We start from the raw sequence: 13,025 nt of genomic DNA on the forward strand, positions 1-13,025 counted from the left end.
ACTCTTTTGGTGACGATAAATGACTGACCGTATTTTCTCCCTTGCAGCCCTGACGGTACTCGAACTGTCCCCGCCAGAGATGGTAGAGGCGGCAGCCCGTGCCGGTTACAGCCACGTTGGCCTGCGCCTGGTAGCCGCCACCGAGCAGGAACAGCACTTCCCGCTGGTGGCTGATGCCGAGCTGCGCCGGCAGACCCAGGCGCGCCTGCGCGACACCGGCATCAAGGTGCTCGACCTGGAAATCCTGCGCCTGAAGCCGGAGACCTGTGTGGCTGATTTCGAGCCGATCCTTGCGGTGGGCGCCGAACTGGGTGGCACTGAACTGCTGGTGGCAGGCAACGACCCCGATGAAGCACGCCTGACCGAGCGTTTTGCTGCCCTGTGCGAGCTGGCGGCGGGCTATGGTATTCACCCACACCTGGAATTCATGCCCTGGACCGAGGTACGTGACCTGCGCCAGGCTATGCGGGTGGTGGCCAACGCCGACCATGGCAATGGCTGCGTGCTGGTGGACGCCTTCCACTTCAACCGCTCCCGGTCTTCACTGGATGACCTGGCGCAGTTGGCACCGCAGCGCATGCGTTATGCCCAGCTGTGCGACGTTGCCGGTCCGGTACCGGCCGACATGGATGAGATCCTGCGCCAGGCGCGTAATGAGCGACGCTTCCCGGGCGATGGCGATGCCGATCTGGTCAGCCTGCTACGCGTCTTGCCGTCAAGCGTACCGCTAAGCCTGGAAATTCCCACGCGGCAGTTGCTGGAGCAGGGCATCAGCGGCGAGCAGCGCGCGCGCATGGCACTGGAGAAGGCCAAGGCGGTGTTGGCCGCAGTCTGACTCCGAGCGGGCAGCGCGCTCACACAGACGGCGCGCTGTCACGGCCTGATCACAAGACTAAAAAAAGGGCCCGCAAGGGCCCCGTAGAGGAAAGTGACTAGCGCACTCAGGCGCTTTCGACCTTGCGCGGTGCCATGAAGTACATCCACACCAGCGCCAGGAAGTACATGGCCGGAATCATGGTAAACAGCACGGCATAGTTGTTGTGGGTAGCGGTCAGCACGCTACCGACGATCTGCGTCATGAACATTCCGCCAATTGCCGCACACATGCTGCCAAAGCCGAACACCGTGCTCACCAGGTGCTTTGGCGTATAGTCCATCACCAGGCTCCAGATATTCGCCGTCCACGCCTGGTGCGCGCCCACGGCCAGCGAGATGGCCGCCACCGCGACCCACAGGCCACTGGCGTTGGCGGCAAAGATGACGCTGAGCATGGTGCAGGCAAAGATCAACATGGATACCAGCCGCGCCGTGGTGGCACGCACGCCGCGTCCGATCAGCCACGACGACAGAATGCCGCCGCCGATGCTGCCAAAGTCCGCCGTCAGCCAGATGATGATCAGCGGGATACCCATCTGGGTCACGTTGATGCCCAGGCTGTACTGCTGGTTAAGAAACGGCGGCAGCCAATACAGGTAAAACCAGAACACCGGCGCGGTAATCGCATAGGCCACCGCAAAAGCCCAGGTCCCGCGCAGGCGCAGGATACGGCTGAACGGCACGCGGGTCGGCTCGGGCTCGTCATCCTGCTGGATGTACTGCACCTCGCTCTGGCGCACGCTGGGGTGGTCTTCAGGGTTGTAGTACTTCAGCAGCCACAGCACCACCCACACCAGGCCCAGGCTACCCATGGCGATGAATGCGGCCTGCCAGCCCCACACGGCCAGAATCAGCGGTAGCAGGGCCGGGGTAACCATGGCGCCGACGTTGGTGCCGGCGTTGAACAGCCCGGTGGCAATCGCCCGCTCACCCGCCGGGAACCACAGCCGTACAGTCTTGACGCAGGCGGGGTAGTTGGCGGCCTCGGTCAGGCCCAGGATGAAGCGGCAGACCATGAAGCCGGCGGCCGAGGTCGCCAGGCCATGAGCACCGGTGGCCAGGCTCCACAGCAGCACGGCGAAGAAGAAGGCGCGTTTTACCCCCACCTTGTCGATCAGCCGGCCCTGCAGCAGAAAGCCGATCGCGTAGCCGACCTGGAACCAGAAGTTGATGTTGGCGTAGTCCATCGCCGTCCAGCTCATTTCCTTGGCCAGCACGGGTTGCATGATGCCGAGCGCGGCACGGTCGATGTAGTTCAGGGTGGTGGCGAAGAACACCAGGGCAAGCATGCCCCAACGGGTTTTGCCGACGCCGAACGCGCCGCGAAGCTTGTCGCCGATCGAACCCGGGTGCATCCGGGGTGCGGCGGGGGTGATCTTGGAGTGGTTCATAAACTGCTCGTTTCTTGAAATTGTATTCAGCTGCGGTACGACGGATACGTGGCCGGTTCCCAGGCAGGGGGCACGCAAGGCCGGTGCATGGTGCGCAGTGAAGATGGCAGCGTCAATTCACGAGACGGGCTACTGTTCGGTTATCGAACTGTTGCGAGGTGCAAAAGAGAGTGGCTAACGTGCTGGTAGTCGTAGTCAGTCAATGAGCCAACCCGGGTCACCCTCGACTTTGCGCTTCCTTTTGTTGAGTCTAGCAGGGGCTTCTTCGAAGGCAGCAGGGGGCGGTGGCGTCGGATTTTGAGTCGGATAGATGTGGCGCTTATTGCAGTAAGGCAGCCTGTTTATATTTGTAGGAAATTTCCGTTTTTATTTGTAGTGCATAAACACTTAGTTCTTGCACTTGGCCATCACCACTTGACACGTTCTAGGCGTGCCTCCTGACCGGGCGGCATAGCGCACGCAGTTGTTCAGCGATTTCTGCCGGGCAATGCTCAGGGTATTCCCCCACGCCAAACCGCCTTCTCCGGTTGAGGGGACTGCTTTGGCAAAGCAGTTTGAGCCTACGGTAGAAGCTGCATAGCGTGCCTGGCTGTTTTTGCTGGAGCAGCCAGCAGTGAGTGCCAGGCAAAAGGCGAGCAGGGTGGTCAGTGCAAAGGGGGCGTGCCCGTCTTTCATTTTGCTAATCATGACTGCTCCTGGGGCACGAGCCAAATAGCTTGCAGGATATTTCATTCCAGCGAAACGGTGAACTATCGCGCCACCCCAGGGCTCCTTTGCTTAGCGCAACCTGTGCGTGCCTGGTGGCAATAGCCCATCAGTCCCTGGGTCACTGAATGAAAAGGAGGCACTGTGACCACACCTGACCAAACCCTCTGTCGTTATACACCCAGCCCGCTTCACGCCTTGCTGCTGGCCGGCAGTGTGCCGCTGTTTCTCGGCGCATTGCTAAGCGACATCGCCTACCTGAACAGCTACCAGATCCAATGGAGCAACTTCGCCGCCTGGTTGATCGCCGGTGGGCTGGTGTTCTGCGGGCTGGCACTTTTATTCGCGCTGGCCAATCTGATCCGGGCAGAGCGCAAAAGTGGGCGACCCACACTGTACTTCGTGCTGTTGCTGGTGACGTGGATGCTGGGCCTGATCAATGCCTTTGAACATGCCAAGGATGCCTGGGCGGTGATGCCATCCGGGCTGGTGCTGTCGGTAATCGTCACGGTGCTCGCGGTAATCGCTGCCTGGACCGGCTTGAGCAATCTGCGCTCGGGAGGTGCAGCATGAAGCCTTTGCATGCGTTGAGCCTGTTGGGCGTGGCTTTGTTGTTGAGTGCGTGCGGCGGCGATGGTGAGGTGACCCAGGCGCTGGGCCCGGACCCGAAGTTGCCAGCCCCCGAGCGCAGCTTGCTGCCAAGCATGAAGATTGCCCGGCCGGTTGCCTGGGGTGAGCAGAAGCCGACTGTGCCGGAAGGTTTCAGCATCACGGCCATCGCTACCGACCTGAGGATACCGCGGCAGAGCCTGGTACTGCCCAACGGTGACATTCTGATCGCCGAGGGGCGCGGCGGCAGTGCAGCCAAGCTCAAGCCCAAGGATGTGATCGCCAGCCAGATCAAGGCCAAAGGCAACACCCAGGTCAAAGGCGGCAACCGCCTGACCTTGCTGCGCGATGCCGACGGTGATGGCACCTATGAGGTGCAGACGGTGTTTGCGGAAAACCTCAATGCGCCTTACGGTCTGGCCTTTGCCGACGGCAAACTGTACGTGGCCAACCAGGATGCGCTGGTGCGCTTCGACTACCGGGACGGCCAGACCCAGGCTGATGGAGCGCCCGCCAAGCTCACTGACCTTCCTGCCGAAATCAACCACCATTGGACCAAGGCGCTGACGGTCAGCCCGGATGGCCGCTACCTGTATGTGGGGATTGGTTCAAACAGCAACATCACCGAACGTGGCCTGGAGGTAGAGGCCGACCGCGCCATGGTCTGGCAGGTCGATGCCGAGACGGGCGCCCACCGTCCTTATGCCACCGGCTTGCGCAACCCGACGGCCTTGACCATCCAGCCGCAGACCGGGCAATTGTGGGCGGTGGTCAACGAGCGTGATGAGCTAGGCCCCGATCTGGTACCGGATTACCTGACCTCGGTGCGTGAGGGGGGCTTCTATGGTTGGCCTTACAGCTATTGGGGGCAGAACGTCGACGAGCGGGTACGGCCGCAGAACCCGGACAAAGTGGCGGCGGCGATCAAGCCGGATTACAGCCTTGGCTCGCATGTGGCTGCGCTGGGTGTCGATTTTTCGATACCGGCCATGGGCGAGCGTTTCGCCGAGGGTGTGTTCGTGGGTGAACACGGCAGCTGGAACCGGCCAAATCCGGTGGGCTACAAGGTGATCTTCGTGCCGTTCCGCGATGGCAAGCCCGCCGGGGAACCGATCGACTTCGCCATTGGCTTCCGGGGTGAGGATGGCAAGACCCGTGGGCGACCGGTAGGGGTAACGGTGGACCCGCGTGGGGCGTTGATCATCGCTGACGACCTGGCGAATACGGTGTGGCGGGTGACGCGTAATCGCTGAACCTTTCGGGGCCGCCTTGCGCCCCGTTCGGTATCAGAAGCGATAATTGAAGCTTGCCTCAAGCGTACGCGGTGCCCCTGGGGTAACCAGGTCTACCGAGCCATGTGCCGAGGCATAGTAATCCCGGTCGAACGCGTTCTTCAGGCGCAGCGCCGCATCCCACTGCGGCACGCTGTACAGCAGCGCAGCGTCGAAGGTGGTGTAGCCCGGCATCACCACCACGTTGTCGAGCGCGGTGTAGCGTTCGTCCACGTAATTGGCACCCGCGGCCACGCGCCACTCCGGGGTCAGGGTGCGTACCAGCCAGACGTTGGCGCTGTTACGCGGCGTCAGGGTAGGGGTCTGGCCTTCGTCGGCCACGCCGTTGGTCTTGCTGTTGGACTTGGTGATCTCGGCATCCAGGTAGGCGTAGCCGGCGTAGATCTGCCATTTGTCCGTAAGCTGCCCGCTGACGGTGGCCTCGAAGCCGTCGGTGCGTTGTTCGCCGGCCAGCACGGTCAAGTTGGGGTTTGCCGGGTCGGCGGTCTTCATGTTGGTGCGTTCCAGGCGGAACACCGCCGCTGTCAGCGACAGGCGGCTGTCGAGCAGGTCCCACTTGGCCCCGATTTCGTAGTTGGTGGTTTCTTCCGGCTCCAGGTGCTGGTTGGTCGGGCTGACCGCGAACACCTCGCCCGAAGGCTGGTAGCTGCGGCTGACCGACACGTAGTAGGACTGGATGGCGTCTGGCTGGTAGACCAGGCCGGCACGCGGGCTCCAGGTCTTGTCGGTACGGTCGAGGTCGACGTTCTGCACGCGGTCGTCGTCGTACTCCTGGCCAAAGATGTCATAACGCACGCCGACCAAGGCCTTCCAGTGCTCGTTCAGCTCGATCATGTCCTGCAGGTACAGGCCGGTGGTCTGCTGGAAGTTGGTGCCTTTGGAGGAGAGGTTGGCAGCGTGCTCGGGTACCGATACCAGGGCGTCGCGGTACACCGGCACCTGGGCCACGTTGTTCTGGCTCAACACGCGCTGGTACTTGTCCTGGAAGCCCACTTCCACGCCGTACAGCAGGTTGTGCTGCATGCCGGCCAGTTGCGCCTGTTGTTTGAGCTCGGTCTGGTTGAATACGCCGTATTCGTCACGGGCTACGTTACCGCGGTTGAGCTTGACCAGCAGTTCGCCGTTGGGTGCAGTGACGAAGCGTGTAGGGCTGCTGTCAGCCAGGGTGTTGTTGCGGTCCAGGTCGTAGCGGTAGTAGCGGCTGGTGTTGGTCAGGGTGAAGTTGTCGTTGATGCGGTAGTCCAGGCTCGCCGTCAACGAGAACACTTCGCTGCGGGCGTAGTCCTGGTCGGCGTCGCCAGAGCCGAAGCGCTTGTCGCGGTCCACATCCACAGGGCGATTGCCCAGCGCCGGGATGCCGAAGTCGATCAGGCGCTTGTCGTACAGGTAGGTGGCGCCCAGGTTCAGTTCCAGGTCGTCGGACAGGCGGAAGTAGGCCGACGGCGCAATGGCCTTGCGGTCGATGTAGCCATCGTCGCGGAAGGTGTCGCTGTCTTCGAAGGCGCCGGTCACACGGTAAGCCTGGTTGCCCTGCGGGTCGGCCCAGCCGGTGTCGAACTGCGTGCGGCGCTTGCCTTCGCTGTCGAAACTCATGCCGACTTCGCGCTTGGGCGTAAAGCTCGGTTTCTTGCTGATGCTGTTGATCAGCCCGCCGGAAGAGCCGCGGCCATACAGCACGGCAGCAGGCCCCTTGATGACCTCGACACGCTCGATGTTGGACAGGTCGCGGAAGTACAGGGGGTCATCCCGTACGCCGTCGATGTACATGTCACCAATGGCGCTGAAGCCACGGATGGTCACCTGGTCGCGCTGGCCGTCGCCGTTGGACAGGCCGATGCCGGGCACGTTTTTCAGCACGTCTTCCATGGATTGCGCGCCTTGGTCCTTGATCACGCTTTCAGGTACGACGTTGACGGTTTGCGGGATGTCGCGCAGGGGGGCGTCGATCTTCATGGCGCTGCGGCTATCACTGGCCTTGTAGCTTTGTTGCTCGTAGGCGCTGGTGACGGCAGTGGCAGGCAGGGCGAGTGAGCCATGAGCATCGGGTTGAACGGCGGCGTGAACAGCAGGCACTACTAGCAGGCCCAGCATGGAAATGGATGCTGGGGCAACAGACCTTTTTGCCATTACAGGTGACTCTTTGTTGTTTTGAAGGTCACGAATAGTAATGATTTGTAAATGTAAAGCAAGTGTAAAGAGTTCGCATTTGCCATTACAAGAGTTGGCATGACGAAAACAGGACGAAATACGTCGCGCCTGCAGGGTGGCCGACAGGGTCTATGCTTGTTGGCGCGCGAGCATTTCGCGCCCCTATCCGGTCTTGATCACATGGAAGCAGGCCTATGAACCCGATCCGCTCACTTGTGCATGCTGTTGCTTTGGCCACGCTGGTATCCGCTACCAGCCTCACCGTGCACGCTGCAGATATCCCGATTGCCAGCGAGGCGCTGGAAAGTCACGTGACCACGCAGGTCACCGCCATCGACCTGGCCAACCGCCAGGTCACGGTGAAGGGCCCAGATAACAAGAAGGATGTGACGTTCCAGCTGACTGAAAAAGCCAAGGCCCTTCCCAACCTCAAGGTGGGGGACCAGGTCGACATCTTCGTGACCCGTGCCGTGGCCTATGTGCTCAACACGGATGTGGGCGGGGCGCCGAAGGCCAGTGAGGAGTCCGGCACCATTCGCGCCACGGCGCAAAACCCCAACCCGGGCGGCGAGGCCTTCCGCCAGGTCAGGGTCACCTCGCAGATCAAGAAGATTGACCTCGCCAAGCATGAAGTAAGCCTGCTGCCGCCAGAGGGCAAGCTGCAGGTGGTCAAGGTCGAGAACCCGGACCTGCAGGCGCGCATGAAAAACCTCAAGGTCGGTCAGACCGTCGACGCGATCTACACCGAAGTGCTGCGCGTCGAAACCTCACGCTGATTTCAGCCGCTGCCGACCTCGGTTGCCTCCGAGGTCGAACGTGGTGGGCGGGCATGTGCTGTGAGCAGCCGGATCAAGGGCGAGGCGATGAAGGTACTGATGATGGCCATGATCACCAGCAGGGTAAAGTACTCCTTGGGAAGTACGCCCAGGTCATAGCCGACATTCAGCACGACCAGCTCCATCAGCGCCCGGGTATTCATGCACACGCCTATCAGCGCCGCATCACGGCGGTTTTCGCCAAGCAGGCGGCTGGCTCCGTAGGCACCGAAAAACTTGCTGGCGAAGGCCACCAGGCAGATCAGCAGGCAATTCCACAGTGCGGTCGTGCCTTCCAGGGCACCCACATCCGTGCGCAGGCCGGTGTAGGCGAAGAATATCGGCAAGAAGAATGCGTTGACCACGCCACTGACCTTGGCATTCCACTGCTGGACGAAGCGGCGTTCAGTGTGCAGGGCAACGCCGAGAATGAAACCGCCGATGATCGAGAACACGCCGATCAGGTTGGTCACGGTCGCGCTGGCCAGCAGGATGATCAGCATCAGGGATATGCCTTGAGCCGTCAGCGGTCGGCGCTCCAGGTCGCCGAGGATCCAGCGCATGATCAGTGGTCGCACCAGGCCGATCACCAGCACAATGAACAAGCCCAGCGCCAGCACCCTGGCCAAGGAAGCCCAAGGGTTGAACTGCGAGGCGATCAGCGATGTAACGCCACCAAGGATGAGCCAGCCGCAGACATCGTCTATTGCCGCCGCACCGATGGTAAGGGTGGCGACTCGCGAGCGCGAAAGGCCCAGTTCCATGAAGATGCGCCCGAGGATGGGCAGGGCGGTAATCGACAGTGCTGTGGCGAAGAACAGCTGGAACGCCAGCAGGGGCGGTCTGTCCCCGCTGATTTGCTGCCAGAAGTATTCGGCAGTGAGCATGCCGCTGGCAAAGGGTACCAGCAGCCCACCCATGCTGATGATGATGACCGAACGCTTGCGGCCCTTGAGGTGTGCACCGAACTCGAACTCCAGGCCGACCTGGAACATCAGCAGGATAAGGCCGATTTGTGCTGTTACCACGAAGGCAGTGGCCGTTTGCGGTACGAACAGCGCAGCCAGTTGCTCAGGAAAAAAGTAGCCGAGCAGGCTTGGGCCTAGCACCAGCCCGGCAAGGATTTCGCCGGCGACTGGCGTTTGGCCCAAGCGGCGGGTACTGAACCAGGCGATCAGCCGCGAAACACTGAAGATCACGATGAGCTGCAGCAGAAACATCAGGGTCAGGTGTTCGGCCTGGGAGCCAACGGCTGACTGTGCCGGCGCCGTTGGCGCGAGCTGCACGGTACTGGCGTGAAGGGTATTGGGCATGATGGTGTCCCGAATGTGTTGGGTCAGAAGGGCGGTGCGATCCAGCCACCGAATGCGAGCTCCAGTGAACGGGCTGCGTCGAGCAGCACAGGCTCCTGGCCGGGGCCGGCCACCAGCTGCACGGCCACCGGGCAGCCTTGATCGAGGCGCCCCATGGGTACCGTCAGGGCCGGCAGGCCCAGTACGTTGAACAACGCGGTGTAGCCGATATCCCCCGGGTAGCGCAGGGCATGGCCATGCTCGGGCGAGGTGCCGGGCAACGCCGGCAGGGCCAGTACACTGTTGCCATCCAGCCGTTCGGTCAGCGCGTGTAACAGGGCATCGCGTTTAGGTAGCTGCCTTGCAAGGCCGGGGTTACCCAGGCATTCGCCCAGGCTGTCGAGCACGGTTGCCAGCCAAGGTCCGGTGGCATGCTGCGGTTGGCCGAGCAGTGCTTGCCAGGCATGAGCCAAATGCGCCACAGGCTGGCCGTCACCGAGAATGTCGGCCAGGCGCACGCCGGTTTCCTGCTTGAGCACGGCCAACCAGATGGCGAACGCATCGTTCAGTGCGTGGGGTAGCCAGCGCTCGACATGGGTGCCTTGGCTTTGATAGTGGTGGGCCACGTCATCCAGCGCCAGAGCCACGGCCGGCGAAATCCGGCTTCCCCAGCCCAGGCGTTCGGGCTGGCACAGGTACAGGCGTTGCAATGCTGCAGGCGGCGGGCGGTGTACGTAGCTGTCGAGGATATTGCGGTCCAGTGGGTCAGGCCCGGCAATGATCTCCAGCAGCACGGGCAGGTCTTCGGCATGCCGACACAATGGGCCGGCAGCAAAGTGCCTGGCGATGGCCATGGCATTCGGCTGCCCCAGGCCGCGTTCGTCCAAGGGAAGATGCCCGGTCAGTGGCACCAACCCCCGTGACGGCTTGAGGCCGAAAATGCCGTTGCAGGCAGCAGGGATTCGCACCGAACCACCGCCGTCGGTACCCAGTGCGAATGGCACGCAAGCGCTGGCTACCAGCACGGCATCACCGCCACTGCTGCCACCGGCACTCCGGTCGTTCCGGTAGGGGCTGCTGGTGCGGCCGTAGACCGGGTTATCGGTTTCTGGCCATAGCGCCATCTCGGCCTGGTTACCCAGCGCGACCGGAATGGCGCCCGCATCGATCAGGCGTTGCGCGGCGGTGGCGGTAAACCCGGCAACCTTGTGCTGTCGGCGGCGTGAGCCGCACGTTTTGGGCGCATCGGCCAGCCCCAGGCCCTCCTTGAAGCTGAAGGGCACGCCATGCAGTCGACCCAGCGGGGCGCCTTGGTCTCGCTGGCGTTCGGCAACTTCGGCGGCCCGCCGCGCCTGGTCGTACAGCGCCACTGCCACCGCGTTGCAGCGCCGTTGCACGGTTTGGCAGCGGCGGATGCTGTGTTCGACCAGTGCTACCGGCGACAGCGTGCCATCACGGACCCCGGCAGCCAGGCGCACACCGCTATGAGCCAGCAGTGCGTCGCTGCCGGCATCGGCCATGGGCATGCCCATCAGTGGCGCGCCAGGTCGAGGAAGCCGCCGTCGCTGCCGAACGGCGACTTGAGCAGCTCGGGCGCCTCGCCGTACTTGTAGAACAGTGAAGGCATCAGCCGCAGGCTGGTAGCGCGTCCCAAGTCCTGCAGCGTGCCCAGGCTATGCCGCGCCAGCAGTTTCAGGTGGCGAGGCGCCACGCTCCAGCGCACCATGCGCATCAAGCGTAAGCGCAGCAGCGCCGAGCGCAGGAAGTAGCTGGCGGCGTATCGCGGCCGGGCCTGGTTGTCGGCCTTGTACAGGGCGAAGTTGATAGTGCGCGAATACAGGTTGGGGATCATCTGCGGGCTGATGCCCGGATTGGAACGGCGTACTTCACGTAACAGGCAGGCAAAGGGTAGCGGTGATGGCTGCAGGTCCCGCGTGTAGCGTGGCAACAAATCGGCGAATTGCTGGGCCTGATGGCCGTCGAGAAAATCGCCGCTGACATACATGGGCAACACCACATGGAAGTACGCCATGTTGGCGAACAGCAGCGTCCAGCCCATCAGGAACGGGTCGTCCATTACCTCGTACCACTTGCTCCAGGTGTCCTGAAGCGCCAGTTGCGCCTGGATGTGCGATTCCAGGCAATTGACATAGGCGGGCGTCAACGTGCCCTGGATATCTTTCTCGATCATGGCGGCCACTTGCGGTATCTGCTGGGCTACATAGGCCAGCCCGGCACTGTTGGCCGGGTCGAAGGTGAACGCTGCATCACCGATCAGGAACCAGCCATCGGTGGAGTAATACTGGTTGGCCTCGTACATGTAGTTGTACATGGCGTGCTGGTCGATGACTTCGCCCGAGGCCATCAGCTCGGTGATCACCGGGTGGTCTGCCATGACCCTTTCCTTGAAGGCTTCCAGCGTGCCAATCCGTTCGTTGATCATGTCCGGGCGGTAGGTAATGCCGATGCTGATCATGTCGGCACCGTCTTCGCTGCGCATGGGTATGAGCCAGATCCAGTAGCCCTTGCCGTAGAAGTGATGGGTGACGTAATACGGGTCGAAACAGTGATGCTTGTCCTTGTGGGTGTTGATGCTGTGCAGGATGTTGCGGTCAAACTGGCGAAGGCGGAACCAGAACGTGCTGCGCTGGTAGGTCGGCTCCTTGTGCAGCTTCAGCTTCTTGGCCATGAAACGGTTGCGGCCGGTGGCGTCGACCACCCAGTCGGCGTCCATTTGCCAGGTTTGCGCTTCGCTGCGCAGGGTCAGGCGGTGACGTGTATGCTCGCCTTCGTGCAGGTCGACCGCAGCCACGTCGGCCTCGATCAATTGCACCTGCTGGTCGGCCACGATCGCACGAAGGTCTTTGTCGAAGCTGAAGCGGTTGAGGTTGTAGGCGGGCATGCGGATCACCCCAGGTGCTTCATGGACCACGTAGTTACGGCATTCCGGGTTGTTGCGCAGTTTCAGGTAATAGGTCAGGCCGTATTTGTGGTAGTGCTTTTCTTCAAGCAGGCTGCCCAGGCCGATACCTTTGAAAAAATGCGTGGTCAGCTCGACCGTCGACTCACCGACGATCGGCCGCTTGCGGTCCGGGCGGCCGATCAGCGTCACTTCTACGCCAGGCAAGCGCTTGCGCAGGTACAGGGCAGCCAGGTGGCCGGCCACGCCGGCCCCCATGATAGCGATACGTTTCATGTCATCAGTCCGTGATGGGGTGGGGCACCGGGAAACCCGGTGCCGGGGGTGGCACTCAGTGGCTGGCGGCTTCGATCAGCGCCTGGGGGTCGGCGCGCTCAGAATAGTCGACATTGATGAACGCCCGGCGTATGCGGCCGTCCTGGCCGATGACGAATGCGCTGGCCATCGGCAAACTGAGGTCGTCGCTGGCATTGAGGGCCTTGAGGTCTGCACCGAGTGAGCGGTACACCGCCTCGAGCTCCGGTTCCAGTTCGAAGACGATGCCGTACTGGCGTGCCAGCTGGTTGCCGGGGTCGCTCAACAGTTGATAGCGCACCCCCAGGGCTTCGCGGGTTTTTTGGGTGGCGGCAGGGCTCTGGGCGGAGACAGCCACCAAGGTGGCGCCGCTGACGGCCAGGTCACCCACCATCTGCTGGTACTCGCCAAGCGCGGCATTGCAGAACGGGCACCACAGGCCGCGATAGAAAACCAGCACCAATGGGCCGCGTGCCAGCAAGGCATGCAGGTCTACCGCCTTGCCATCGGCATCCTCCAGCACGGCCAGTGGTGCGCGGTCGCCGGCTTTCAGCGCATGGGCTTCGGGGTGGCGTGCGATCAAGGCCTGTAGCGACGTGCTGAATTTTTCCAGCACGTCGGCGGGCAGTTGGCCCATCTGCTGTTTGATGGCGTCGAGTTTTTCCTTGAGTGACATGCTTCTC

The 13,025-nt window shown here is 62.3% G+C and carries 11 protein-coding genes; 4 read left to right on the top strand and 7 right to left on the bottom strand.

The genetic code is table 11. The annotated features are described in order from the left end of the window. The first annotated feature begins 19 nt into the window (after positions 1-19). Positions 20-835 carry a sugar phosphate isomerase/epimerase family protein gene (locus tag B9A31_RS07440; RefSeq protein ID WP_025752625.1) on the top strand — a complete coding sequence of 272 codons (816 nt, stop codon included), beginning with the start codon at positions 20-22 and terminating at the stop codon, positions 833-835. 106 nt (positions 836-941) lie between these two features. Here B9A31_RS07440 and B9A31_RS07445 read toward each other — a convergent pair whose 3' ends face one another. Both B9A31_RS07445 and B9A31_RS07450 read right to left on the bottom strand, forming a co-directional pair. Then, on the bottom strand, positions 942-2,231 hold the full coding sequence (locus tag B9A31_RS07445) for an MFS transporter (RefSeq protein WP_371059045.1): 1,290 nt from the start codon (positions 2,229-2,231) through the stop codon (positions 942-944). Positions 2,232-2,654: 423 nt separating this feature from the next. After that, a complete protein-coding gene (locus B9A31_RS07450; protein ID WP_019099560.1) occupies positions 2,655-2,954 on the bottom strand; it encodes a hypothetical protein in 300 nt (99 codons plus the stop codon). 162 nt (positions 2,955-3,116) lie between these two features. Between B9A31_RS07450 and B9A31_RS07455 the strand changes: the two genes are divergently transcribed. Together B9A31_RS07455 and B9A31_RS07460 are read left to right on the top strand one after the other, a co-directional pair. Beyond that, positions 3,117-3,545, top strand: coding sequence for a DUF2231 domain-containing protein (locus tag B9A31_RS07455; RefSeq protein ID WP_019099561.1), 429 nt, complete (start codon positions 3,117-3,119; stop codon positions 3,543-3,545). Continuing rightward, on the top strand, positions 3,542-4,834 hold the full coding sequence (locus B9A31_RS07460) for a PQQ-dependent sugar dehydrogenase (protein WP_084296839.1): 1,293 nt from the start codon (positions 3,542-3,544) through the stop codon (positions 4,832-4,834). The genes B9A31_RS07455 and B9A31_RS07460 overlap by 4 nt, the downstream gene beginning before the upstream one ends. Before the next feature lie 33 nt (positions 4,835-4,867). Here B9A31_RS07460 and B9A31_RS07465 read toward each other — a convergent pair whose 3' ends face one another. Continuing rightward, entirely contained in the window at positions 4,868-7,000 is a 2,133-nt protein-coding gene (locus tag B9A31_RS07465) for a TonB-dependent receptor (protein ID WP_178092337.1), read from the bottom strand. A gap of 215 nt (positions 7,001-7,215) precedes the next feature. Here B9A31_RS07465 and B9A31_RS07470 point away from each other — a divergent pair, with 215 nt between their 5' ends. Further along, positions 7,216-7,797, top strand: coding sequence for a hypothetical protein (locus tag B9A31_RS07470; protein WP_084296841.1), 582 nt, complete (start codon positions 7,216-7,218; stop codon positions 7,795-7,797). Between the two features lie 2 nt (positions 7,798-7,799). Here the strand turns inward: B9A31_RS07470 and B9A31_RS07475 are convergent, their stop codons facing one another. Genes B9A31_RS07475 through B9A31_RS07490 form a run of 4 tightly spaced genes read right to left on the bottom strand, consistent with a single transcriptional unit; the run spans position 7,800 to position 13,018 of the window. Beyond that, positions 7,800-9,149, bottom strand: a complete 1,350-nt coding sequence (locus B9A31_RS07475; protein WP_016713817.1) for a cation:proton antiporter — start codon at positions 9,147-9,149, stop codon at positions 7,800-7,802. Positions 9,150-9,172: 23 nt separating this feature from the next. After that, on the bottom strand, positions 9,173-10,660 hold the full coding sequence (locus tag B9A31_RS07480) for an amidase (RefSeq protein ID WP_084296842.1): 1,488 nt from the start codon (positions 10,658-10,660) through the stop codon (positions 9,173-9,175). Continuing rightward, positions 10,660-12,324: an NAD(P)/FAD-dependent oxidoreductase gene (locus tag B9A31_RS07485; RefSeq protein ID WP_019099566.1), complete on the bottom strand. Its 1,665-nt coding sequence runs from the start codon at positions 12,322-12,324 to the stop codon at positions 10,660-10,662. The genes B9A31_RS07480 and B9A31_RS07485 overlap by 1 nt, the downstream gene beginning before the upstream one ends. Before the next feature lie 55 nt (positions 12,325-12,379). Further along, positions 12,380-13,018, bottom strand: coding sequence for a peroxiredoxin-like family protein (locus B9A31_RS07490; protein ID WP_084296843.1), 639 nt, complete (start codon positions 13,016-13,018; stop codon positions 12,380-12,382). Positions 13,019-13,025 lie beyond the last annotated feature (7 nt).

Source organism: Pseudomonas sp. URIL14HWK12:I5, assembly GCF_900176445.1.
Classification (GTDB): domain Bacteria; phylum Pseudomonadota; class Gammaproteobacteria; order Pseudomonadales; family Pseudomonadaceae; genus Aquipseudomonas; species Aquipseudomonas monteilii.